The organism is Pseudomonas sp. WS 5078, from assembly GCF_012985745.1.
In the GTDB taxonomy this organism is placed as follows: Bacteria; Pseudomonadota; Gammaproteobacteria; order Pseudomonadales; family Pseudomonadaceae; genus Aquipseudomonas; species Aquipseudomonas lundensis_A.
Genome location: NZ_JAAQWX010000010.1, coordinates 66,676 through 91,495, shown reverse-complemented (window position 1 = coordinate 91,495; position 24,820 = coordinate 66,676). Strand labels below are relative to the sequence as shown.

The 24,820-nt window shown below is 49.7% G+C and carries 19 protein-coding genes and 3 pseudogenes; 10 read left to right on the top strand and 12 right to left on the bottom strand.

The genetic code is table 11. From position 1 onward, the window contains the following. The first annotated feature begins 81 nt into the window (after positions 1-81). The 4 genes from hmgA to HBN68_RS14740 all read left to right on the top strand — a co-directional run bounded on the left by hmgA (position 82) and on the right by HBN68_RS14740 (position 4,483). Positions 82-1,386, top strand: a complete 1,305-nt coding sequence (gene hmgA, locus HBN68_RS14755) for a homogentisate 1,2-dioxygenase (RefSeq protein WP_169965020.1) — start codon at positions 82-84, stop codon at positions 1,384-1,386. A 2-nt stretch (positions 1,387-1,388) separates the two neighbouring features. Next, positions 1,389-2,693, top strand: coding sequence for a fumarylacetoacetase (fahA, locus tag HBN68_RS14750; RefSeq protein ID WP_169965022.1), 1,305 nt, complete (start codon positions 1,389-1,391; stop codon positions 2,691-2,693). 10 nt (positions 2,694-2,703) lie between these two features. Beyond that, complete coding sequence (maiA, locus tag HBN68_RS14745) at positions 2,704-3,342, top strand: maleylacetoacetate isomerase (protein ID WP_094992673.1); 639 nt, start codon at positions 2,704-2,706, stop codon at positions 3,340-3,342. Between the two features lie 118 nt (positions 3,343-3,460). Further along, positions 3,461-4,483, top strand: coding sequence for a Glu/Leu/Phe/Val dehydrogenase family protein (locus HBN68_RS14740; RefSeq protein ID WP_094992748.1), 1,023 nt, complete (start codon positions 3,461-3,463; stop codon positions 4,481-4,483). Positions 4,484-4,552: 69 nt separating this feature from the next. On the opposite strand, the gene HBN68_RS14735 is transcribed toward HBN68_RS14740, so the two are convergent. Continuing rightward, the gene (locus HBN68_RS14735) at positions 4,553-4,759 is read right to left on the bottom strand and encodes a YebG family protein (protein ID WP_169965024.1); all 207 of its coding nucleotides are present in this window, start codon (positions 4,757-4,759) and stop codon (positions 4,553-4,555) included. 440 nt (positions 4,760-5,199) lie between these two features. Here HBN68_RS14735 and HBN68_RS14730 point away from each other — a divergent pair, with 440 nt between their 5' ends. From HBN68_RS14730 to HBN68_RS14715, 4 genes are read left to right on the top strand one after another with little or no spacing between them, the layout of a single operon-like run. Further along, positions 5,200-6,447: a site-specific integrase gene (locus tag HBN68_RS14730; protein ID WP_169965026.1), complete on the top strand. Its 1,248-nt coding sequence runs from the start codon at positions 5,200-5,202 to the stop codon at positions 6,445-6,447. Then, the gene (locus HBN68_RS14725; protein ID WP_169965028.1) at positions 6,437-7,909 is read left to right on the top strand and encodes a tyrosine-type recombinase/integrase; all 1,473 of its coding nucleotides are present in this window, start codon (positions 6,437-6,439) and stop codon (positions 7,907-7,909) included. Before HBN68_RS14730 ends, HBN68_RS14725 begins: the two co-directional genes overlap by 11 nt. Before the next feature lie 2 nt (positions 7,910-7,911). Then, positions 7,912-10,068, top strand: coding sequence for a hypothetical protein (locus HBN68_RS14720; RefSeq protein ID WP_169965030.1), 2,157 nt, complete (start codon positions 7,912-7,914; stop codon positions 10,066-10,068). Positions 10,069-10,079: 11 nt separating this feature from the next. Further along, the gene (locus tag HBN68_RS14715; protein WP_169965032.1) at positions 10,080-10,547 is read left to right on the top strand and encodes a hypothetical protein; all 468 of its coding nucleotides are present in this window, start codon (positions 10,080-10,082) and stop codon (positions 10,545-10,547) included. 1,196 nt (positions 10,548-11,743) lie between these two features. Here the strand turns inward: HBN68_RS14715 and HBN68_RS14710 are convergent. Both HBN68_RS14710 and HBN68_RS14705 read right to left on the bottom strand, forming a co-directional pair. Then, positions 11,744-11,911, bottom strand: a complete 168-nt coding sequence (locus HBN68_RS14710; protein WP_169965034.1) for a hypothetical protein — start codon at positions 11,909-11,911, stop codon at positions 11,744-11,746. Between the two features lie 264 nt (positions 11,912-12,175). After that, on the bottom strand, positions 12,176-12,610 hold the full coding sequence (locus HBN68_RS14705) for a hypothetical protein (RefSeq protein WP_169965036.1): 435 nt from the start codon (positions 12,608-12,610) through the stop codon (positions 12,176-12,178). Between the two features lie 169 nt (positions 12,611-12,779). On the opposite strand from HBN68_RS14705, the gene HBN68_RS14700 reads away from it, so the two are divergent. Continuing rightward, positions 12,780-13,262, top strand: coding sequence for a helix-turn-helix domain-containing protein (locus tag HBN68_RS14700; protein WP_346010211.1), 483 nt, complete (start codon positions 12,780-12,782; stop codon positions 13,260-13,262). Between the two features lie 119 nt (positions 13,263-13,381). Here the strand turns inward: HBN68_RS14700 and HBN68_RS14695 are convergent. Then, a pseudogene (locus tag HBN68_RS14695) lies at positions 13,382-13,498 on the bottom strand (IS3 family transposase); the annotation flags it as partial. 739 nt (positions 13,499-14,237) lie between these two features. Between HBN68_RS14695 and HBN68_RS14690 the strand changes: the two are divergent. Next, positions 14,238-15,998 (top strand): NACHT domain-containing protein, encoded by a 1,761-nt coding sequence (locus HBN68_RS14690; protein WP_169965041.1) that lies wholly within the window; start codon positions 14,238-14,240, stop codon positions 15,996-15,998. A gap of 13 nt (positions 15,999-16,011) precedes the next feature. Here the strand turns inward: HBN68_RS14690 and HBN68_RS14685 are convergent, their stop codons facing one another. The 8 genes and pseudogenes from HBN68_RS14685 to HBN68_RS14650 form a co-directional block, all read right to left on the bottom strand. Beyond that, positions 16,012-16,167 carry a hypothetical protein gene (locus tag HBN68_RS14685; protein ID WP_169965042.1) on the bottom strand — a complete coding sequence of 52 codons (156 nt, stop codon included), beginning with the start codon at positions 16,165-16,167 and terminating at the stop codon, positions 16,012-16,014. 565 nt (positions 16,168-16,732) lie between these two features. Next, a pseudogene (locus HBN68_RS14680) lies at positions 16,733-17,439 on the bottom strand (IS66 family transposase); the annotation flags it as partial. 12 nt (positions 17,440-17,451) lie between these two features. Continuing rightward, positions 17,452-17,577 (bottom strand): annotated as a pseudogene (locus HBN68_RS22420) (transposase); the annotation flags it as partial. Between the two features lie 273 nt (positions 17,578-17,850). After that, a complete protein-coding gene (locus HBN68_RS14670; protein WP_169965045.1) occupies positions 17,851-19,923 on the bottom strand; it encodes a hypothetical protein in 2,073 nt (690 codons plus the stop codon). Further along, positions 19,908-20,768: a hypothetical protein gene (locus tag HBN68_RS14665; RefSeq protein ID WP_178088566.1), complete on the bottom strand. Its 861-nt coding sequence runs from the start codon at positions 20,766-20,768 to the stop codon at positions 19,908-19,910. The genes HBN68_RS14670 and HBN68_RS14665 overlap by 16 nt, the downstream gene beginning before the upstream one ends. Continuing rightward, positions 20,761-21,795, bottom strand: coding sequence for a hypothetical protein (locus HBN68_RS14660; RefSeq protein ID WP_169965047.1), 1,035 nt, complete (start codon positions 21,793-21,795; stop codon positions 20,761-20,763). The genes HBN68_RS14665 and HBN68_RS14660 overlap by 8 nt, the downstream gene beginning before the upstream one ends. 3 nt (positions 21,796-21,798) lie before the next feature. Beyond that, the gene (locus HBN68_RS14655) at positions 21,799-22,893 is read right to left on the bottom strand and encodes a GTPase-associated system all-helical protein GASH (RefSeq protein WP_169965049.1); all 1,095 of its coding nucleotides are present in this window, start codon (positions 22,891-22,893) and stop codon (positions 21,799-21,801) included. After that, positions 22,893-24,230, bottom strand: a complete 1,338-nt coding sequence (locus HBN68_RS14650; RefSeq protein WP_169965051.1) for a metallophosphoesterase — start codon at positions 24,228-24,230, stop codon at positions 22,893-22,895. The genes HBN68_RS14655 and HBN68_RS14650 overlap by 1 nt, the downstream gene beginning before the upstream one ends. Between the last annotated feature and the right edge of the window lie 590 nt (positions 24,231-24,820).

Sequence of the window (24,820 nt, the reverse complement as noted above, 5' to 3'; positions counted from 1 at the left end):
TTACGATAAAAATAACGCAGCGGTGCGCACACTGATTCAGAGCTGAGCGCAGTTAACTGCTTTCTCCACTCTGGAGGCTCCATGAACCTCGAACCGTCTTCGTCGACCCTTGAGTATCAATCCGGGTTCGGCAACGAATTCTGCAGTGAGGCATTGCCCGGCGCCTTGCCGGTTGGCCAGAATTCCCCGCAAAAAGCCCCTTACGGCCTGTACGCCGAATTACTGTCGGGCACTGCCTTCACCATGACCCGCAGCGAAGCGCGACGCACGTGGATGTATCGCATCCAGCCGTCCGCCAATCACCCTGCATTCAGCAAGCTTGAGCGGCAACTGACGGGCCGCACGCTCGGCCCGGTGACCCCCAACCGCTTGCGCTGGAACCCACTGCCAATCCCCAACGAACCCACGGATTTCATCGACGGTCTGGTGGGTATGGTTGCCAACAGTGCGGCAGAACACCCTTCAGGCATCAGCATTTATAACTATTGCGCCACTGTTTCGATGCAGCGTGTGTTTTTCAACGCTGACGGCGAATGGTTGATTGTTCCTGAGCAAGGGCGTCTGCGGATTGCCACTGAATTAGGGCGGCTGGATCTGGCTCCGTTGGAAATTGCTGTTATTCCGCGCGGCCTGAAGTTCCGTGTGGAGTTGCTGGATGCACAGGCACGCGGGTATGTGGCTGAAAACCACGGGGCGCCGTTGCGCCTCCCGGATCTGGGCCCGATTGGCAGCAATGGTCTGGCCAACCCGCGGGACTTCCTGAGTCCGGTGGCCCACTACGAAGAACGTCAGCAACCCACTTTGCTGGTGCAAAAGTTTCTCGGCGAACTTTGGGGCTGTGAGCTGGATCATTCGCCACTTAACGTGGTGGCGTGGCACGGCAACAACGTGCCGTACAAATACGACCTGCGCCGTTTCAATACCATCGGCACGGTCAGTTTCGACCATCCCGACCCGTCTATTTTTACGGTTTTGACCTCGCCCACCAGCGTTCCTGGCCTGGCCAACCTCGACTTTGTGATCTTCCCGCCTCGCTGGATGGTGGCTGAAAACACCTTCCGGCCACCGTGGTTCCATCGCAACCTGATGAATGAATTCATGGGCCTGATCCAAGGCAGCTATGACGCCAAGGCTGAAGGCTTTCTGCCCGGCGGCGCCTCGTTGCACAGTTGCATGAGCGCCCATGGCCCGGATGGCGACACCTGCAGTAAAGCCATTGCGGCAGATCTGCAACCGAGCAAAATTGATAACACCATGGCCTTCATGTTCGAGACCAGCCAAGTGTTGCGTCCGACCCGATACGCCCTTGAATGCCCGCAACTGCAAACCCAATACGACGCGTGCTGGGCCTCCTTGCCTGCCACCTTCACCCCGAATCGGAGATAAGCATGACCCAGTCCACTCTTGCCCGTAGCTGGATCGCCTCTGCCAACGGGCACAGCGATTTCCCGTTGCAGAACTTGCCGTTGGGCGTGTTCAGCCTTGCCGGTTCGACGCCCCGCAGCGGCGTTGCCATAGGCGATCACATCCTGGACCTGGAAGCGGGGCTGGCGGCCGGTCTGTTTGAAGGCCACGCCAAGGTGGCGGTAGAGGCGACCCTGGGCGGCACGTTGAATGCTTTCTTCGCATTGGGGCGCAATGCTCGGGTCGCGCTGCGCGAGCGCTTGCTCGAACTGTTCGTTGAAGGCAGCACCTTGCGTGGAAAAATCGAAGCGCAGAGCGCCACACTGTTGCCTCTGGCTGCCGATTGCCAACTGCACCTGCCTGCCCGAATCGGTGACTACACCGACTTTTACGTGGGCATCGAACATGCGAAAAACGTCGGCAAGCTGTTCCGTCCCGATAACCCGCTGTTGCCCAACTATAAATATGTACCGATTGGTTATCACGGTCGGGCTTCCACTATCCGCGCGTCGGGCGCAGAGGTGCGTCGTCCCAAAGGGCAGACCTTGCCAGCCGGCCAGAGCGAGCCGAGCTTTGGCCCGTGTGCCCGCCTGGATTACGAACTGGAGCTGGGCATCTGGATCGGCCAGGGCAATGAGATGGGCGATGCCATACCGGTGAGTGAAGCGGGGGAACACATCGCTGGCTTCTGTCTGCTCAACGACTGGTCGGCCCGGGACATTCAGGCGTGGGAATATCAGCCGTTGGGGCCCTTCCTGTCGAAAAGTTTCATTACCTCCATTTCACCGTGGGTAGTGACGGCTGAAGCGCTGGAGCCGTTCCGCCGTGCCCAGCCCAAACGCCCTGCAGGAGATCCGCAGCCGCTGGCGTACCTGCTGGATGAGCAGGATCAGGCCCATGGCGCGCTCGACATTGAACTTGAAGTGCTGCTGCTGACACAGGCCATGCGCGAGCAAAACCTGGCACCTCATCGCCTGGGACTGAGCAATACCCTGAACATGTACTGGACGGCCGCGCAGTTGGTGACGCATCACAGCGTCAACGGTTGCCAACTGCAAGCCGGTGATTTGTTTGGTTCGGGCACGCTGTCGGGGCCTGAACGCTCGCAATTGGGCAGCCTGCTGGAACTCACCGAGGGCGGAAAAACCCCGGTTGAATTAGCCTCGGGTGAGGTACGTAAATTCCTTGAAGACGGCGACGAAATTATTCTGCGTGCCCGTTGCACGCGCGAAGGTGTTGCCCCGATCGGCTTTGGCGAATGCCGTGGCAAGGTGATCGCAGCGCGTTAAGGAGCGAGTCATGGAACTCTTTACCTACTATCGCTCGACGTCCTCGTATCGGGTGCGTATCGCGCTGGCGCTCAAGGGGCTGGATTATCAGTCGGTTGCGGTCAACCTGATCGCGGCCGGGGGCGGTGAGCATCGGCAGCCTCAATACCTGAAGCTCAATCCACAAGGCCGCGTACCGGCCTTGCGCACCGATGAGGGCGATGTGCTGACGCAATCCCCGGCAATCATCGAGTACCTCGAAGAGCGTTATCCGCAGCCGCCGCTGCTCTCTGCCAACCTGATCACCCGCGCCCATGAACGCGGCGTGGCGAGTGTGATCGGCTGCGATATTCATCCGTTGCACAACGTCAGCGTGCTCAATCAATTGCGGGCTTTGGAGCAAGATGAAGCGCACGTCACGCAGTGGATCACTCACTGGATCTCGTCAGGGTTGGCGGCCGTCGAGCAATTGATTGGCGACAGCGATTTTTGCTTTGGCCCGCAGCCGGGTCTGGCGGATGTGTACCTGATTCCACAGGTGTATGCAGCCGAGCGTTTTAGTGTGTCGCTGGCAGATTTGCCCCGCATCGCGCGCGTGGCACGACTGGCTGCCCAACACCCTGCGTTCATCCAGGCGCACCCGTCACGGCAGCCCGATACCCCGGTCTGAGCACGGCAACATATGCCCGAAACCTCACAGGTTGTTCGGGCTTATGCCTGCGTACTTCAACGATATTTCAGGCGACGCCTATACTGGCCATTACCTGTCACCTCTCGAGGGCTGGAACATGTTTGCTCTCATGCAAAGCGCTCGTCTGGAGTCGCTGTACCTTAGTGTCGACCCTGTCACCGGGCTAAAAGCGGTGATTGCCATTCACAACAGCCAATTGGGGCCTGCACTGGGCGGTTGCCGTTATCTGGCTTACCCCGATGACGAAAGTGCGATCAACGATGCGGTCCGCCTGGCTCAAGACATGAGTTACAAGGCGGTACTGGCCGGGCTGGCTGCGGGCGGCGGCCAAGCCGTCATTATGCGAGCCCCTCATGTTGAAAGCCGCGCAGCCCTGTTTGAGGCGTTCGGTCGTTGTGTCGAACAACTGGACGGGCGCTATATCACGGCCATCGACAGCGGTACATCAACGGCGGACATGGATTGCATCGCTCAATACACACAGCACGTCACCAGCACCACCGCGGCAGGCGACCCTTCGCCTCATGCAGCGATGGGGGTGTTCGCGGGGATTCGCAGCACGGCGTCATGGCGACTGGGCAGCGACAACCTTGAAGGGCTGCGGGTGGCGATTCAGGGCTTGGGCAAGGTCGGCTTTGCTCTTGCAGAACAACTGCACGCAGCAGGCGCCGAGCTCTTGGTCAGCGACACAGACCCGGGCAAAGTGCGACTGGCCATGGATCAACTGGGCGCGCATCCGGTTGCCCCGGAAGCATTGCTCAGTACCCCGTGCGACATTCTTGCGCCGTGTGGGCTGGGCGGTGTGCTCAACTGGCACAGCGTGGCGCAACTGCGCTGTTCGGCCGTGGCGGGGTGCGCCAACAACCAGCTGACCAATTTGCAAGTGGGTGACCAACTGGAGCGCCGAGGCATTCTGTATGCACCGGATTACGTGATCAATTCGGGTGGGTTGATCTTCATGGCGTTGACCCATCAAGGGGCGCAACCTGAAGCCATCAACCAGCAACTGCTGCGCATCAGCGAGCGACTGACCGGCATCTATGCCCACGCTCAGGCCGAAAAACGCTCACCGGCAAGGGTGTCGGATCAACTGGCGAAAAAAATGTTGTTCGGCGAATGACCGTCTTGCTGGCGCGTCACAAGGTCGGGCTCTGCCCAATGGCGAGAGCCCGGTGACGGCTGCGGGTGTTTACTCGCTGTCGGTCAGCAGCTCAGACAACGCGTCTGGCTGGCTCTTGAAGGCTTTGGCAAAAATATCGCGATTTTTCGCCATGTAGATGCCTGCTTCTTCGACTTGCTGTTCGTTCAAGGACGGCACAGCTTTTTGCAGTACTTCAGCCAGTAACTCTGCCAGCTCCAGCATTTTGTCATGACGGTCAGCTTCGGCTTTATCCATGATTTACCTGAATGCTGGGTGCCTAGATACCCGAGGCAGTGGAATGTCCCTGGAGGTCGTTGTGAACAGTGATTGGGGGGTTGATTATCACAATTCACCGGTCTACCTTGAGCAGCAGTGCCAATGAAGCACCTAGGGCTTTTGGATAGCAGGTAGACGACGGAATTGCCCGCGGCCCCGCATCTGTGCCCCCATGACTGAGCTATCGTCGGGGTGCAGGACTATGCGTCAATATCGATCCGAATCGATTTCTTTTTTTTATTGGGCGCTAGCGTTTAGCGTCTTACCGCTTGTTATCAGATCAATAAAACTTCTTCATTCTCGAACAAGGCTCAAGGCCGCAATGCATACTTTTTTTAATAAAGTTTGTTTGCAGGATCTAGGTGCTTATAGTTTTGTTAAGTGTGCGGCGTGGGCTGGTATGTCCGATGGAGTTATTTATGCTTAAAGTGGCTACTGTCTCTAAGAAGTTTGTAGAGCTAGAGTACAAGGTCGTAAAATTTTCAGATGGCAGGTTGGCCAGATATATATTGGTAGCTGATAAGATATATGTGCCTAGTTTGAGTGCAAGTGTTTATGAAGTGTCGTACTCAATGGGTAGTCGAAGGTTTAAATCCAGTATTAGGACAATATTTTATCATGTTTCTTTCCTGTTTACTTGGGCAAGGGTAAATTGCGTTGATATTGAAACAATGCTGCTAGAAGGGCATGGTGTAGATTTCAAAACCATCAGGAGTTTTTCTCGATGGCTGGAAAAAGTTATATGTCCACCCCGAAACGGGACTCAGATAAATCGATATGTAACTAAGGTGCTTCATAGCTGTAGCACATTTTCGTTGTGGTTTGTTGAAAACTTCACTCCGCTAGTAAGTAATCAATTGAATAGTAATGTCAACTATATGAGGCTTATCGAGAGTCATAAGAAAGCTTGGTCTGATGTAATGGTCGGAGGTAATTTTGATCCTATCGCTCAAGATCTGACTGATAATGAATTGCTTTTGATTGATGAACTACTGAAATTCAGGTTGGACAACGCTACTGATAAGCGTGGCCAGCATTTGAGGAATTATATTCTATGGCGTTTGGTTCTAAGGTTTGGGCTAAGGATTGGTGAAGCGCTCGCTCTCCGACTGGTAGATTTGGATCTTACAGGGGATTACCCATCATTAGAGATTATTCGTATTGAAGAGCGAGGCGCAGATTATGTAGACCCAAGAACACCAAATAATCCTCTTGTCAAAACATATGGACGATTACTTTACTTTGCTCCAGAGGATGAAGATCTTATTAGATACATTGAAGAGTATGTGTCTGGGTATAGAGTCAAGGGTTACAAAGAAAACCTCTTTACAGTGTTTTTGGAACATGATTTTTTGTTTGTATCTCATGGATCGGTTAACGCGGGCAGCCCACTTTCTTACTCTTCAGCGAGCAAGATATCAAAGGTTATACGTTTGGAATGTGTCGATAGCTTTCATTGGCATATTGTCAGGCATGCTGTCTTTAATCGTCTATACGAGGCGGCGAGTTTGTTAGAGAATAACTCTACTGAAATTGATCATATAATTTACATGGGGGGTTGGGGTAGCCCTGGTTCACTGAAAAGTTACGCTAAGCGGGCTATCAGAGATATGACTAGAACTAGGTTGATCAAAAACAACAATAGTAGGATTGCAAATGATGATTGAGCAGAATAATCTCGGTGAGTTTCGTGATGAATCTGGCAGGCTATACATTGAATGTCGAGCTGACTCATTGGATCCATTTTTTATCGATGTTAGCGCTTTTAAAATTGAAGCTTTGTGGCGTGGGCAGCGGTACTCAATAGACCTGGGTAAATACAAGCTCCCTGCTATAATTATCGATGCAGCGAAAGACTACTTGAAGTTCAAGCTTAAGTCGGTTAGTCCTCACCTTCTCCCGAGCGTTAGTTATGGACTTTCGTGCCTCGAAAAACAATGGAATAAATCTTGGGGAGATTTTTCATGTTTGTCCTTGGGGGACTTGTTCAGCATCATAGTGGGATCATCGCGTAATGGGAGAGAGCTTAGGTCGTTTTACAGATACTCAGCGCAGAACGGTTTGGCCGGTGCGGATGAAATTCATGCTTTAGAGTTGGAAGCAATTAAGTTTGGTAGAAATATGTCAAAGAAGATAATACTTGAATGGCATGAAACTCGAGGTGCTCTAACAAGTTCAGAGGTCGAAGTTGTTAGGCGGGCTATGGTGACTAAGCCTTTAGGCGAGTCAATATTGGATGCAACGAGCCGGCTATTTACGTGGATTGCATTTGAAACACTAAAGCGGCCTATTCAACTCATTGAAATGCTTAGCGATGCTTTATGGGTACCAGATCCCACGGCGGTTGATCAACAGTTTTTCTTGAGAATTCCAAAGGCTAAAAAGCAAAGAGGACAGGTGTCAGAGCTATGGCCTATAACCGAACAGTTAGCCTTGGCTATACAAAGTTACTCGCATACACCTCGTGTAAGGGACTTGCAGGATAAACATAAAACGTTATTGGTTAATGTTAGAGAGCGCAAAAGACCGGATTTTGGTCGTCGGGTAACAACGTGGAGCCGAAGACTAGGGCTTGTCAGCCCGAGGACAAAGAAGCTATTAGTTTTAACGCCATATCGGATACGCCATAGCGGAGCTACTCAAATGGCTGCTCAAGGTGCATCTAGAGACGAAATTCAATATGTGCTAGAGCATGATTCTGTTACTTCGGCAGATTGGTACATTGATTGTTTAGCATCAGAGTTCTGCCCACTGCTAGAACGAGCTAACAAGCAGCTTGGTGGAGTGTTTTCAGAGCTGAACGGCATTTTTTTTAACGGAAGAGTGGGAGCCCGAAGTTCTGGTTCGCCGATTATGATTCCACTCGTGCAACAGCCAGCTCTTGTAGGAGAATGCGGTAGTGGTGGAGTTTGTGGGCAGCATCCTTTTTTTAGTTGTTACAATGGATGTAGGTATTTTATTGCGTGGCGGGACGCAGACCATCAAAAATCATTGGAGTATTTGGAAGTCGAGCTTGCCAGGTGGGATAGAGCTGACGGTGGCAAAGAGCGAAGTAAGATTCTGAAAGATTTAGAAAGGATATATCAGGCAGTTAAGGATGTTATAGCTAGAATAAAAAATGGAGAGTGACTATGCGCACTGACTTCATGATGCTGAAAGTGCCTATGGAACTACGAGAGCTTGCAGTTTTACTTGGGCAAGCTTTGAGCCCCGAGATAGATATACTCAGCGATGAATGGGATATCTTGAATTGGGTTACGAGGCCAGGGAACTTAACTGTATTAACTTTGCGATTTGATCGTTTAAAGAATTTTGACCTTAGGGTGGTAGCAAAAATATACATTGCTGCTAAACGAGTTCAAGCTGGGATCGCAGATGGTGGAGCTTTCGCAATCATCGAAGCGTTGGTAAGGCTTGATTCCGTCATCGGCGATAAAAAAATCGACAAACTAAATCTTCTAGATTTTATGACTGTTGAAAATACTTATCTCGAGCGTGGAGTTGAAGGTAGGGTATCCAGCTTGTCGAATCTCCAAGCGTTCGCCAAATGGTTGCAAATGAGGCTTGGGCTGAGGATATTGTATACAGCGCCAAAGAGCAGACCTAAGTATGGAAGGCATGGCTCAGAAGACGGAAGGCAGAAAAAATTACTTCCGACGGAAGTTCTTCGAGATTTAGTGGCGTTGTCAAACCACCCGGAACTATTGCTCCGAGACAAGTTTTTCATCAATGCGTTAGTGATAAATATTGTATTGGGATGCAGAGTTAATGAGCTTGCTTGCCTCCCTTTGGACTGTTTAATAAAGCTTCATGGAAAATGGGTGCTTAAAGTCTTTCCTGAAAAAGGGGGGGCGCTTTTGTATAGGCCGTTTCCTCAGGAAATGTACCCCGCAGTAAACGCAGCAGTAGACTTTATCGCCGAGCATACAGTTGAAGGACGGAATATAGTAAAAAGATTACGGTCTGCCCCTGGTTTTAATTGGAAAAAAATACTGAATTCTGAGCGATCTCTAAGATATTTTTGCCAGAAGTTTTGCTCGGAGTGGATACAAGAGCACAGTTTGTTTACCCCCAAAGGAAGCTATTTTTTTCGTACTGGACAATTTGTAGATGCGATAGGGTTGCTAGAACGGTTCAAGGAGCCATCCAAGGCAGCGGCGTACCTAGGCACTACAGTTCGTATGTTTAATCGGTTGTATAACATGCAAGTAGCGATGTCGCAAAAAATCTATCTTTATGAAGAGACACGGGGTAAGTTTGCTCCACTAACGTGTGAGGTTGAAAACTGGAAAAAGAAGGTGTGGAAGCATCCTCAGTCGGTCAACGCTAAGCGTATGGAGAGGGTGTACGGGATCACTGTCTCTTCGAATGGTTGGATGCGGAAGATAGTGGCTGAGATATTAGAAGATGCTTTATCATATCAGCTTCAAGATAAGGTTTATCCGTTTGAGCCTAACCTCAAATACGAGGAGGACTTCTACTACTCAATTTTGCCAACAGTCCGCGCTGGTTCGGAAGTTATGTTGGAGCCAGAGGACTCATTATTTGTTATTCCGCGTAATCTTCTCTCGCATTCTAAATCTGTAAGATCCAATCAGTTTAGAAAGGTAAGTGATGGCGTATTTATTCAGTGGTTAGGCGGTGCGTCAGGAGGAAAAGATTCTCTGTTTAAAAGGTTTAAGATCCTCGATCCACGAACAGGAGACGTCGCGGAATTTACTTGGCATGATATTCGTCATTGGTTGAATACTGCATATAAGCAGGGCGGCCTTTCTGACGCTCAGGTGAATGTAATCTTAGGGAGAACGGATTATGCCCAAGCTCAAGTATACGACCATACCTCGGCCTTAAGTAGATCGTTGATACTTCAAGAGATGATGCAACGGGTTAGAGATGACAAAGCTGTGGGGGTGATACAGACCACGTTCAATAAGCTTCAACTAGAAGATCGCAAATCGGCCGAAGAGTATCTCACAGCTGCTATTCGTGTTATCAATCCTATGCCCCATGGTGGATGCGCACATAATCTTGCGCTTAAACCTTGCCATAATCATCTTTCGTGTTTGGCGAAGGGAACAGATGGCAAGCCATGCGAGGTTCTGATCGTAGATTCGCAAAGTGTTAAGCAGAGGTCTGAAATTGAGAGGATAGCTCACGATGCGAGTTTGATAAAATTACACATCGTCAATGCTGGTGGTGAGTCAAGCCCACAGTTTAGGCATTTTGAAAGCGTAGAGGAGTCTGCTAATTATTTGTTGTCAGAGATTTTTATAAAAATTGATAATTGAGGTTGTTTGGGATGAACTATAGAGGTGAAAGACTGAAAGAATATTTAAAGCTCAAGCTGTTGGAGTTGATTGGAAATTATTGCGGCCGTGCCGAGGAATATACCTACAGTCAAAAAGAATTTTCCATCTATGCGGGAGTGTCAAGAGAGACGGTGAGGAAATATCAATTCGAGATTGATATTGTATTGAAGTCTTCGGCTGTCCCTAAACGGACATTTGATAAGGATGCAAAGTGTAGGAACTTACAGGAAAAAAATTTGAAGCTTCAGGGGGATTTAGTTAAGGCTGAAGCTATGTATGTCGCAATGCGTGATCAGTATATTGGTATCATAAAGGCGCTATTAAGTCACTCGATTGATATCCATACTCTAGTCGTTCGTACTCCTTATACGCTGAAGGCGGAACAGGTATATCGCGAATGCATTCTCTGTAATTCTGTTGTCGGTGATGAGCAGACGGTGTTAACGGGCAGCTCTTAGCCGAGAACTGCCGGTCATGAAGGGCATCTTCCAGCCGCTTCAGAGGCCTATGGTCCTATTCTAACGAATAAGGAAGTTAGTACCGATTTTAGACCTGTCCGTAACAACAATGCCTACTCGGTGCACAATATGAAGGCCTTCACCGATTACCGCTCTCTTCGCGGCAATCAGGTTTGGCATTGTCAGCAGTCGCGGTGTTAGCAAGGTCGATCTACAGTCGGCAAAGTATAGCTCCCTAGAATAAAAGCTTTATATTAAATACCAAGAGTCGCGCATAACTGTGAACAGAGCATGGAAATGCTCATATCTCACGGCATGCTTTGTTAGTGTCAGCTGTATGAACTCTACTGAAACCGGGCAGCAAGTAACCATCCACAATCAGGCAAGAGTTGAGAGGCGCTTGTCAGCCCCTCCTGCATCCGCTACTGATACTACCTCCCCGCCGCTAGTTAATTAGAGTCGTTTGGACACTCCTAATTTCTGCGGGTGGGTTAGGAACTCGCATCCGTAAGGTGAACATTTCTTGTCCTTAGCACCGTTTTAAGCCAGTAAAGAAAAGATTTGTTTCCTTACAGCCTGCATCATTTTTTGAATGATGAGACTCGCATTAAGGACGATATGGGTAAAAATAGAGTCAGGGCCTCGCGTAATCTCCCTCATTTAATGCTGAAGCGAGTGCGACTGGCAACTTTTTGCCGAGAGCGGTCGGTCACGAAGAGCAGTTTCCGGCCATGTCCGGACATTCGTGGCAGGTATATAATCTCCAGAGTACTGGCTTCGGTTTCAGACCTTAGCACTGAGAAATGGCGAGAGTAAGGGAGTCGCACCCAATCGGGCTCAGAGCAAAAGTTATCGCATTTCATTTGGCAGATAATTAAGCACCTGCGAATGGATGGTTTGCGATTCAGTAAAAATGATGATTTTCCCCTACAGAAGGAAAACGAAATACGTGGGCGGGATTGGCAGGCATCCGTATTCCCGAATACCGTGCCGATTACCCACGAGACCCAAGGACGGTAACGTCGCGCACATGGCGTTGAGACGTGCTAGTGCGCATGTCTGATGGACCTGCAGCGCTCAATCAGGTCAGCCGCTTAGGTAGCCATCCTAACGCCTTTTATGAACAGGTGACATGTCCTATACTATGTGAACGACTATTCAGTAGTCGAAATACCACAAAGATGAAACTATATTGTTCAACCGGAAAGTCGCCCAGCAGGTTCCAGTATCCTGTCATTTTGCGCCGCAATGTCGAGAAGTCTTCCCTGCTTTTCAGAACGTTTTTGCAGTTGTTCTCGGGCTTCCGCTTCAATTGTTGATTTTGTATGCCACTTGCGGTTTTTTACTTTCTGTCGGCCTTTCATCGCATTTCCATACCTTATGATACTCAGTTGATACGAAGCAGTTGAGGTAGGCCTCATATACCCTGCTGCATTGGACAGAAGACTTGCCCAGTATTGTAGATTGTGGTCATAGGAGGAGCTCTACGCCGATTTTTTCAAGTGGCTTGGGTGAACCGCTCTCAAGAGTTCTATGGAAATATATTTTATGGCAATAGTGTTCAGCCAGGCAATTCTTCACTTAAGTTGACCTAGCTAAATTTTTATCTGCAGAACCGCCTTCCGCTGTCAGCGATCTGATGCTTTGGGCGCATATATTAAATTACGCCTGTGCTGATCGTAATTTGCGACAGTTGAATACTCAGCTCCTGCCGCGACTCGATATGCATGTCCTACAACCTGTCCTGCGCTATCAACTAACTCATGAAGGCTTATAAGCACTTCCATTCTCCAACTACCTGTACCATTGATTTCACCGGGGGTGACAACTTGGACTTGGTTGATCCAAGCTGTCTTGCTTTCTCCTCCGATCAAATCCGCCAGAAGCGGAACGCTGGGAGCGAAAACAACCCCTCTATTAATACCATTACCACTACAATCGATGGTCTCTACGTGGAACCATGGCCACATAGTTTCTAACTCCACAAGAGACCAAAACTGAAACCCGTTTGCTGCTCTAAACAAATTAGGCATCAATTCAGCTTCACGCATCGTTCTAAACATAATTTTTCCTGAGTGGCACCTACAGCTCGGCCCGGAAAAACGAGCCTGCGGGTCGACATCCGGGTAGTTTATCGGAGCCCAAATGCATGGATGTTCCAATACGAGCATTATAGTGCGTTTATCGGAATGGTCGCAATGTGGCTCTATCCTCATATTTGAGGATGGTTGTGTGCTAAATCACGAGATCGCGGCAGCTATCAGGACTATACGAAGGATGAAGGGTCTCGCATATGAAGACCTTGCCGACGTTACTGTACGACGCACTATCAGTTCCCTAGAGCAAGCTCAAGTCAATATATCCATCGGTAAGCTCGATGACCTTGCCAGTGCGCTGAACTTCGATTTAGTAGCCTTGATTGCCCTGTGTGTGGCACTGCGAGAGGACGTAGAGCCTGAACAAATACTTCAGCGCGCTTCTGCGACGCTGGTTGAGTTTACGACCCAAGAAGGAATGTCACAGCTGCGATCTCAGTTGATCGGTGGAAAGATTGTTCCGAGAAAGCCTGGTAAGCCCTCTAATGGGGTCAATTTGGCATCTGTAATAAAACTTCGTGCTCGTGGCCTCAACCAAGCAGAGATCTCAAGAGAGCTAGGCCTATCCAGATCAACCGTCAACCGTTACTGGAAGCTTTCAGTAAATCAACCTCAGTGAGTCTAGTGACTTTGATTTGTCACCCTGTTCCCATTGCACCGATTAGGCCGACCCGATCATCAAGACCATCCAGGGTATCCACTCGGTTTTTAAACTCCGGAGACGCGATCCATCGGCTAGTTGTCGTAAAAGTTATCCCGTCGACTCATCCTCTGGCGTATGCGGTACCGCCAGAGACGCTGGCGAAACAGACGACCTTCATATTGGGACCCCTAGTCTGAATGAAACAGCAGCCCATGGTCTTTGATTCGCGCAGCTTTGGACTGATTACCGCACCCTGGTATTAGTCAGGGTTCGGTAATCAGCCTGGACGAATGCCCAGGCGCTACCCAGAGAATTCCGAATGACTTCCACAACAGCCGTAGCATTCCGTAAGCCCAAAACGAACCTAAGCGTAGTCACATATTATGAAATTTTCGCGCTTGGCTTAGCTGATCGTCAGTCTCAAGCCCCATAGCTGATGGTTGCGGCAGGCAGAAATCGTCCAGAGGCAGACACGGTCAAAGAAAGTCGCGTACGAGCGCCGTAGAATTTACTCTGTCAAAATAAGAAAAGGGTGCTGGCATTGATTACGTAGTTCCTTTTCCCGATCCGCCCCCCTCCCATTAACATTTTACAGGTCCGGCGAAGATCGCGGAGTGTAAAGGGGCGTGATCTAGGTAACGTCTCATTCACAGTAAGCCATTTGATGAGGCATAAAGGACAGGAGGTTGCTTCGGTCCGCCTTAATCTCGCCAGGTCGCGCCGATTGGTGAGAGCCTGCAATCATTGCCCTTAAGATGAACCCTGCTCATGTTTTACCTACAGAGGCCCACGGCACCGAGCTCGAAGCTGTGGTTTCAGCGCCATGAATATGCGAGCATTACAAGTTTGTTAGATTAAAGTGCTTTAGGAGAATAGTCTCCTTCGCTCGATCAATTGCAGCGCATGGGCTTATAAGGTCTAATTAAAACATCGCAGGAAGGAACTGCCCCGATGCTAGAAATGACTATACCAACTCTCACCAAAGCCCTAGCACCAATAATTACCCCACTTGTCAAAGAATGTGCCGAAATTATAAAAGACCAGCGTTTGAAATGGGAGGCTGGTAACTCCGGGAAGAAACTTTCTAAAATTCTGCTAAGCATAAATACCGTAAAAACAATGTGGTCGAGGGAGAGAGGGATTCTAATTGAAGAATTTTATTACCCGTCTCGCCTAACCACAAAAAACTCCAGAACCCCGAGTACGCAACCCAAAGATTTAATTTTCACGAACACTGTAATCGAAGGAATTGTTGGTCAAGGAAAATCAATCCTAATGCGCCAACTCTGCAATTTTGCCGTAGAAAGTTCAATGATTCCCATCTTTATTGAGTTGAGAATGATATCGCAAGAGCGCTCCCTCATGAGTCTAGTTATAGACTATATGGAAGCAGCTGGTATATATGGCGGGAACCATATATTTAATTACCTGGCAGACAAGAACAAGATTGTATTAGTACTTGACGGGTTTGATGAAATACCGAGCAAGATGGTTGGTAATACCATTTATCAGATCTCGCAACTTCATAAAGTACATGATGAGCTGAAGATAATAGTTTCATCTCGCCCTTCTCAAGCAGTGCAAAATCTAGCGGGTTTCGAAATTCAGACGCTAGCACCGCTTGAAGAAGAAGACTATGAATTATTTTTAAGAAAGTTGATCCCCGACAATATTGTACGCTTCAATATTCAGTCAGCTATATCAAGCGCGCCGCCAAATATTAAGGGTGTAATCACGACGCCATTGATGCTAACACTCCTTGTTCAGGTCTATCATGTAGAAACTGAAATACCAGCAACTCTTCCCGATTTTTACGACAAGCTTTTTCACGCAGTTTTTATCAAGCATGACGGTATTAAGCCCGGATTTGACAGGGAGCGTTATAGCGGACTCTCAGCATCGAAACTACAAAATCTGTTTGATGCGTTTTGCTTCATGGTTTTGCAAGGCGGTGCTGGACGAACCTTAACGAACAGAGAGTTTCTGGAGTCGTTTGATAAAGCTATTAAGTATACCCCGGCGTCAAACTGCGAGATAGAGGGCTTTAAAAAGGATATCATAACTGTTGCCTGCCTTATGTTAACAGATGGGTTTGAGCAGACCAGCTTTTTGCACAAAAGCATTATGGAATATCATGCGGCTTCATTTATACAAAACTCGAGTGATGACTTCGCAATAAAATTCTACAAGCAAGCGCCTGTAATTTATAATACTTGGGCTGAAACATTGACATTTCTAGGCTATATAGATGAGTTTAGATATGGCAAGCTATACATCCTAGAAGAATATCAACCAGCACTAACTCGACTGTCAACAGCTCTAAAACAGAGAACTCCTGAATCTTTAGTTCATTACCTTGATGTTGAGCTGCCTGGCTTTATGGTTCATCTTGAAAATTCAAAAATCAAAGTGTTCACTACAGACGACATTGAGCGACAGCATAGTTTCACCCAAGATATCCTATTCGCAGTAATTGACAACGCTCGATCGGAGCTCATGAAGGCTCCTAACATTAGCATTCAAAAGGCGATACGTGAGACTCCAAAAATTAGAGGCGCAATCGGAATAAACTCAAAGTCACTAATAAAACATATAAACCAACGTTTGACGTGGGAAAAGCTTGCATCAATAGAACAACACCTGATTGCCAAAATCAAAAAATATGAAGTGATTGTCAATGCTGAAATAAAGAAGCATGAGATCTTTGGCTAGGACGTAGACATATTTAAGTAGAACGGTGCTTTTCGACCTTTATCGGTAAAAACTCCGGCAGCGTTGCGGGCGGTTGATCTCGATAAATCGGCAGCCACTTACGGATCACGTTGGCATTGATGCCGTGGCTGATGGCAACGCTGGAGATGGATACGTCGGGTGCAGGCATTCTTGGACAACCTGGGCTTTGAACGGCTTGGGGTAAGAGCTTCGTTGGCGCATTTAATGGCTATCGCGTTCGCTTAAAAATACGCGGACACCATCGCCCTTAATTTGGGCGTTCGGAAGGTGTGTTCATCGCTCGCTTACGCTGATTCTGGCGTACAGGCTATGCATCTACATGCTCAGACGTGCGGCCATTTCAGAAATACGGTCTCATGCTTGGCCGCTTCGACGTAACCGTCTGGCCAAGTCACCTACCGAACTCCAGCATTAAGGGCGATGGTGTCCGCGTATTTTTAAGCGAACGCGATCACCCTTATCGCTAGGATTTCCATGCGCCAACGTAGTTCTTACCCCAAGTCGTTCAAAGCCCAGGTCGTCCAGAAAGCGCAATGCGGCAAGGTGTGGTTGCGCGGCCATTTTCGGTTAATATTTTCTGAGTGTTCGGCGCACATTTTAAGAAAATCTTGGCGCGGTTAAGAAAATCTAGCCAACGACAGGGGGAAAATGGGAAATCTAATGGGGTTACGCCCATTAGATCAATGCGATGGAGCTACCCACTGGTGCGGCAGCTACCGCGTAAGCACATCCTTGAGATAGCCATACGGGTCATGCCCGTTCATGCGTGCCGACTGATTCAGGCTCATGATTGCCGCAGCCCGTTTTCCGCTGCGCAGCGACCCTGCGAAGAGCCAGTTTTTGCGTCCAAGCGCCCATGGCCTAATTTGGTTTTCCGCCGAATTGTTGTCTATGGCTACGGCCCCGTCATTGAGGTAGCGCGACAGCGCTGCCCAGCGTTTCAGGCTGTAATTGAGTGCTCTGCTGATGGCCGAGCCTTCGGGCACCAGATCTCGCTGGGCGAGCATCCAGGCATGAAATGCGTCGATGATCGGCGCTGCTTTTTCCTGCCGTATTCGCTTCCGGACACCCGGTTCCAGTTCGCGTACGTCTCGTTCAACTTCATACACGGCAGCGATGTAGTGCAGCGCTTTTCGGCAATCTGGCTTTTGTTGGTCGCGTGCAAATCAAAGAATTTCCGACGCGCATGCGCCATGCAGTCGATCTCGGTGACGCCCAGTTCAAAGCCTGCCTTGTAGCCAGCGAAGTCATCGCAGACCTGCTTGCCCTTCCAGTTTTCAAGGAGGTTTCGGGCATGTTCGCCAGTGCGGCTCGGGCTGAAGTCGTAAACGACCGCCGCCAGATCGGAGAACTCGCTTGTGGCATAGGCCCAGACGTAAGCGCGGTGAGTTTTCTTCCCGCCAGGCGTCAGCATCTGTACCCGAATCCATTTATGGACGAGGTTAGCGTTGAGGTTGTGAGTCAAGGCGACGTTGGCAATTGAGGTGTCAGCCTGCGCGCACTCGGAGATGAGTTGGGCCTTGAAAGACTTGGAGTAAGAACGGCGTTTTTGTGGCATAGGCGTCCGCTTTAAAAAGGCTAAAAATGGTCTCCACTTAAATTTAAGTGGACATCATTGCCTCAAGCGAAGGTGTCAGGAAGATGTGTTGCCCGGACGGTTACGCTTCGACCTGGAATTCTCCGGGGTAACATTCACGACTCATGGCACCTCCAAGTCCCATCATGGGGGTTGGAGGTGCCTACAAAACCCGAGGCGATTCAGAAGTTTTCAGGAAGGTTATTGCCAAAACGGTTAAAAGTCCCCCAAGCTAATTGAACCTATATGAAGTTTCTAGAGCTCTTTCCCCCCTATCAATTCCTCAATAGCGAATATCCGACCAGCAAGAGTAGTATCTTGTTCGCTCTTCATAATCCAATAGATATGCTTGAGATAGTGTCTCCCACGGTTACTTTGAGCTGTTACACCGATTAGTGCATGAAATAGAACATCACTGTGCGTAAGCCGGACAAAGCACTGAGGTGATAAATTGTGGTCTACGAACTTGTCTATGACACCCGCGCGTAACCTCTGGCAGCGATCCCAAGTGAACCAAAATTTCGACCAAGGCAACCGTGACTCAAATGTGCGCCAGTAATCATCTGGGAGGCTGTTACGGGCGAGTGCATTATGTATTGGCTCGAAGCTCAGTTGTAGAAGTTCAGCCTGAGACTTAGATATCCAACCCAGAGCTCGATTTAGGAAGTAGACTAGTAGGTATGTGACTTGGGAGTCATCTATGGAGTCCACAGAATTTCGCCAAGCTACAAACCATGGGTCCTCGCCATAGTCATTCGGTACTAAATCTGGCGGTAGTATTTTTGCAAGTGCATATATGATTTTTCGAGGGATATTAATGCGGCTTCCGAGAAACTCAGCGACAGACTCAATGTCAACTGAAGCTGCTTTAACCCAGAGACTGAGATCCTCATCCGCGATATTTTTTTCTTTACTTAATCCTTCAAAAACGATTGCCGGGCCGAAAGCTTTAACTGTTACTGGCGCCAGGTCGCTTCTTCCCGCCGTAAGCATAGCTGCGATAGCAGCTAGTTGCTGGTCTTTGTTCTCTACCACGCCAAAAGATTCATCTGTCGTCTTGATGGTCAACCAAAAACTCGGATATTTAATAAGTTCTGGGCGAAGGGTTAGTGCGAGAGATAATAGCTCGGGTGCAATCTTTATACCTTCAATTAGTTTGGAGATTTCCAACTTGGAAATCACTCGATGAAGAACAACTTTTTCGGTGCTTTCGCTATTCAGGAGTTTAACTAATCTTCGAGGATCGCGATGCCAAGTTGTTAACCCGAGTCGAGTAGCTAGAGCTTTCAGAACATCAGGCTCTATAAGGTTAAGGTTAGCCCAAAGGAAGTCGAAGGACATCTCATCTAGCATATCGACCGTCTCAAGTGCCGACTTGGCAACGACAGCTCGCGCCGATCTCGCCTGTTTCGTTCCTAGTTCGCCTTGTAGAAGGCTAATAGCTTCATGAACTGCTACTGGATTTTTTGGGGATATCTCAACCGCTCGGTGCAGTCGGCAAAGCGGTCGAAAAACTTCACGACCCCCAGCGACGTCGGATCCTAATCGGCGGAAAAAAGAGCGAAGACCGCTTTGATCGGGATGCGCTAAATCTAGTAGCGCGTCTTCCACCCAAGGAGATACGTTCAGCTTTACGTTGCCCGCGTCCACGATTTCTGAAAATCGATTTCGCACGCTTCGATCGGAGTTAGGCAAAATTTGGAGATCAAAATTCGCCCCTTCCACTGACCTGTCGCTAGCGGCGAAAGTACAGAATCTGAAGCTTCTACGAAGTCGTGGCCACTGCTGTGACCATATCGCTAGCATCGCCGTATCGACCTCAGGACCCGACCGAGTGACCACGATTTTGTTCTTTGGTTTTCCATACAGCGCTGCCAATACAGGTTTCGCCCATGCTTCGGCGACACCTGATAAAGTAGGTGAGGATGCAGTGTCTATTCGAGTAGGTTTTGCATACTCCTGAAAGCAGCTAAAGCCGGTGGGACGCTTGAAAAACTTCAATAAGCTAGTAAGACTCTCAAAACCGGCTAGGTCGTTGAAGTCAATGAGTAGTGTGTGAGTCCAGACACATCCGGGTCGTGGCATCTCTGGTGCAGGCCAAGTACGACCTATCGCAAAAAAGCCCGAATCAGGCAAAGGATATCCTGTCAGATACCCATTCTCGTCCAATCTAGCACCTGGACCAGAAATGTCGCTCAAAGCGAGAAGTGTCTTCTGATCCCGTGGCTTCAATGTCACCGAAATTGCGAGCTGTTGGTGCCCGTCGGCATAACCATGGAGAGCTTGATGGACTATTGGCTTAGACGATTCCTTCACTCCATCAGCCATCTAAGTGGTTCCGTAAGATCGTGTGTTTCTGGAATTGGGCCAACTAACTGAATTCGCATTGAAGCACTATCGAGTGCACGCAATTCTTCAGCTTGTGCTGCTGGCCTTGTGGTCACTTCGACTGGGTCGTAATCACCACCCTGTGCGCTCAATCCGTAAGTCTGAAAAACCCAGCCATCAGCTCCCCGTTCTAAATACTGCGAGAGCATTGGGAGTTTGCTCTTTAAATACACTTCAGGCGTTAAACCTTCGCCACGAGCCTTATCCCATGCCGATAATAGGATCGCCAATCGGCGGGGACCGGTGTCCAAAGGGGGCATCCGCAGCATTTGAAGTAAATCAATCAACTGAACCTGAGTTGGTGCAAGTCTCGGATGCCAAGGCGCATTATCATTATCAGAAACGTCTAGACCGAGCTCTTTGGAGAGTTCAACCTCGTCAACCACCCACTTCGGCGCACGAATTGTATCCGAATGGATAAACAACAAAACGCCCCCGGCCTGCAAGATATCAGCGATCTCTGGGTCACAATCCCGGTCTTCCCACATACGCCTGTAAGCTTCGCCGGGAACATCTGGAAATGTTGCGCGCACGACGTTATTGGTTTGATCTAGGAGGTTTATGCTTACGAGCCGATTGCCCGCAACCGCCGTGCGGTCCTGGACTTTGGCGTCCCGCCAGCGTCGCGCTATAGCGTTTAAGTGCGAAGCTTCACCGGCACCCAGACCGCCAAATCGCAACGCTGTTGGTATATCACGTGCGGTCACAAGATGCCAAAGCGCGGCTAAGAACGTAGTTTTTCCAGACGATGGAAGTCCAATTATAACAACCGACTGATCAGCCATTTGGCTCCTCCACCGGCTCATCGAGCGGCATCAATCTTGCGAAGGCTCGTCCAAATTCAGGGCGGCCGAAAGTCAATGCTCGTGGCGCAGCGATTGGTTTAAGCCAGAATGTCAATAATTCGGACACCCCTGTTCCCCGCGAAACAGCGTTGGATTTTGGTGATGCGGCTAGTTGGAAAGATTCGATTTCAGCTAACGTGCTACCGAAAAAAAGCTTGATATCACCGAGCAACAAGTTGAAATCGTTGAGCGCTCGCCCGGCGTGGTCTGAGGCGATGACTGCATCATACTTCGTTAAAATAAGGGCCAGACGCGAGTGAGGCCGTAATGCACCGCCTTCGTGAAGTCCCTGAAGCATCATGATAATGTCGCTTTTAAGATTATGTCGTCCGCCATCAAGTAAGCGCTCTCCGTCGACGAGAACGGTAAGGATATCGGCACGAGAGATCTCCATAAAGCCGGCTACGACGCTAACATCGTCTGCAGCTGCTCGATACTCTTCTCCAGCCCTATCGCCGAGAAGGAGAACTAGATTTTTACGATCCGCCACTCCTGCAATCTCAAGGTGATAGAAATTCACCTCACCAATGGGCGTGCGGTTCATATGTGGAACACTTCGCCGAGAAGCCGCACGAGCGTCGTGACAGGCATGCTCGAACGCATGCAGACTCAGCGATCTTGCAAACTCGACTCCAGCAACAGGCCCCTCTTGAAAAAGATCGTAGAGGCTAGCAATGAGGCTAGTTTTACCTGAGTCGCTGGGCCCTAAAACTGCAATTACACGGCTCTCACCCCGACGGAGGATTTCCGATGCATCCTCGGGTGACAGGGTTTCTGCCGAAGGAAGTGTGATGCTCTGATCAAGATTTTCCTCCTCAAACTCTTCACCTTCTGCCTCGCTATGCTCTGGCTCCTCTCCGTAGTGAGGGCAGGAATCTAATTCAAGGCCTTCTACACAGCGCCCCGTCTCTGCGACTCGACATTCAGGGTTCGCGCAAACGATGGTTTCGATGTCCTCAGCCGCCATGATTCACCCGAACAATATGAGCAAGCGCTCACGATAAAAAAGTTCACCTAGCATCAGCCGTGAAAGTGCATGTTCCGCATTAATTCCTGTGGCTGAAGCCCAAGCCGCAACCCAAGCATCACCTGCACCAATCTCTATCTGTCGTTTAATTGCATAGTGGATTGGAGTCGATACTGGCGATGGATCAATTTCTTCAACCATCCTTTGCAGCCACTGAGGGGTTGGAGCATTAACTGCCGCCGTGAGCGTGATTTTCTTTCGTTCCTTTAGTCCTGCTCGTGACAGGATGGCGTTCACTGAAGGCGGGCCAGGAAGGAGTTCTGTCGCATTGGCCAATTCGCTCGCAAACACGAATGGCTGCGCATCAACCGGTAAAATGTCGAAAGCACAGTCATAGTCTTTGCTGCGCTGACCTGTAAGCCACCACAGCATTTGCAATTCTTCGTCTTGAACCTGAATAAAGTGTGCTGTAGCGCTGATTGCTTGCTCTTGCTGTTCAGCCAGGCTGCTGAACGCTGTTCGCGTTGCTTCAGCTGCTAATTCGAAAGCTTCTGCTATACCGGCCCAGTCTGGTTGCTCATTTACCTTTGCAACTGACTTAGCAAAATTAAACGTGGGGAGTTCCTTGGATGTAGCCAATGAAGGACGTTTGCGGTTCGCCTCGCTAAGCAGGTCAATTGCCTTATCTCCTAGAGATGCAAGATCCATTGGTAGATTGGTCGTTCGCCCCCTGCCCAGCGCCGTAGTAGTAACAGCAAGTGCGGCACGCTCGGCTTGATCTGAGCTTGTGTCTTCCATCAATACGGCCAGACAAGCACCTGCAAGTATCTGAAGTTCCCGGTTATTACCATCCATTTCGAACGTTTCATCAGCAGTCTTAAAATGCTGACGGATTGTTTGGATGGATGATTGTGGTGGTGTCTGGCGAGTTCCGTAGGCCAGCCGAAGCAATGCTTCTACAATTTCGTTGTCTGCGTTGGCAACGACGTTCAAAAGGCCTTCCCAACGGCAGTGACGTCGAGCGGTGTTATCACCCATGCTGACAGAGTCATACCAGTGAGCGAAATTTTGATGCATAGGTTCCACCGAAGTAGCCATTATTGCGTCTCCCTTTGCATGACTGCACGGGCTAGGTCTTCCAACTTGCCACGTTCGCTGGCACGAATCAGCGCGCGTCCATAGCGTTCAGGTTCAGGAAGCTGTAGTTCAGCTTCCACGATCAGCTCAAGTTGCAATGTGATCTCACGACGGTCGCTAGCGGTCAGATTCCAGAAGCGGAATACCAAGTTGCGTGTGCTGGCGTCCCCCATGGCAGCTTCTCCGTTGGTTTCGTGCTCACGATCCAGAGCGTCTTTTTTCTCTGGAATCTGTTCTGCGGTGGAGGAGACGGCATTGAGGAAAGGTGTCTCCGAAGCAACGGTAGGTAAGACCCTACGTTCCTCTCCAGGAAACCTAATAGTATGGCAAAAGATGGACTCATCTTCAGGTGTGAGTACCGCACGGAACTTGTCTGGATTGGTCTGCCATTGGCGTAGGTGTGCTTCCACCGTCAGTTTACGGTCTCGGCCCGAGCCAGTTATATGCACTTCAACCAAGTTGTAACCTGGTTGCCATCCGAGCTCTTGTCTATCTGGATTAACCGCCCCTGCGCTGAAACGAACGTACTGGCGATCAAGCTGAAGTCGTTGTCGGTGTTTGTGCCCAAACATGTGGATTGTTGCTCGACCGCAAAATGCATCGCTGGCATCGTCTTGATCCATGAACCAATCCGGTGGATGGTGGCACAACACAAGGTTCACCACATCGTCCACAGGGTCGAGCACGGTCTGAAGCGGGCTGAGATATAGGCTATCACGCGTATCATCTCGGCCCTCAGCACCTGAGAGTATTACAGATGTCAGGCCATGAACGCGTAACACAACGCTATTCTCAAGCTCCAGGTCCTGCTTCCAATAGAGTCGTTCTGGTAAATAAACTTGGCAGTTTAAGCGCTTTGCGAAGTCGTTATAGGCTGCAAGGGGGGCAAGCAAAGCCCGACTAGTGTCACTATCACTGATCTGATTCCGCAACTCGCGCTCTCGACGGTCATCCGGTGCACGCTTGATTGCAGCCTGAGCATTTCGAGTGGAAAGCGTTCTAAGAATTAGGCCACGATCCACATCATGGTTTCCTGGCACCACAAAAACACGCTCCAACGGGCAACCGGCAACGGCTGCCAGCTCGGTAATCCAAGCCATTGCGGCTTGATATTCCTCAGGAGCTCCCTTAAACGCGATATCTCCACCTATGAGAATCGCGCCTACTGGTCCGAGTTCAGAAACACGGGATCTGACATCTTGTATAAGCCGAGTTCGGTACGGGCGGTCTGGGTCTAGGTCGGGATTGAGACAATCCGGTGACCTAAAATGGATATCGGCGATATGGAGCAACAGCACGGGTCCTTCCTCACTCTTGTTCTTCGATAGGGCAATATACCTCGATTAGAGCGCAGCCATCATTGAAAAGCACGCAGGTGCGAGCACTGTCGACGTTCTGTGACCGAAATCGCTCGGGTCGAAACCTATAGTGAAGCACTCTCGACGCGCTTGTGTAGTTAGATGAGCAAAGACAGCTTGAGCAAGCTGGGGGCTCGTGCCTCTCGAAGCCGCTCCCAGCAAAAGCCGCAACTCCGGCTATGTGAGAGCAAGCCACTTGTACAGCCAATCGAATGAAGATTTCCCCCCGGGCCAGGCAGAGAGCACATCGACGTCTGGAGCTGCGACATGTGGGAAGCTGTTTGAGAAATCCGCAATGTCGTACAGCGAGCCATACATTCCCGCTGCTCCTACGGAGGTCACTCTATCGGCCGCAGCTGGCAACGAAGCTGCAATTTTGTAGTCACGATTCATAGACCAGCGGCTTTCGTTCCCTGCAGCTGCGATGACTAGCTGGATTAGCCTGGAACTGTAGCGCTTGATGAGAGCAGCTACACATATTAGAGTGGTTTCTTCCGCTGTCCATCGTACAGCCGTGGTCTATATCATGC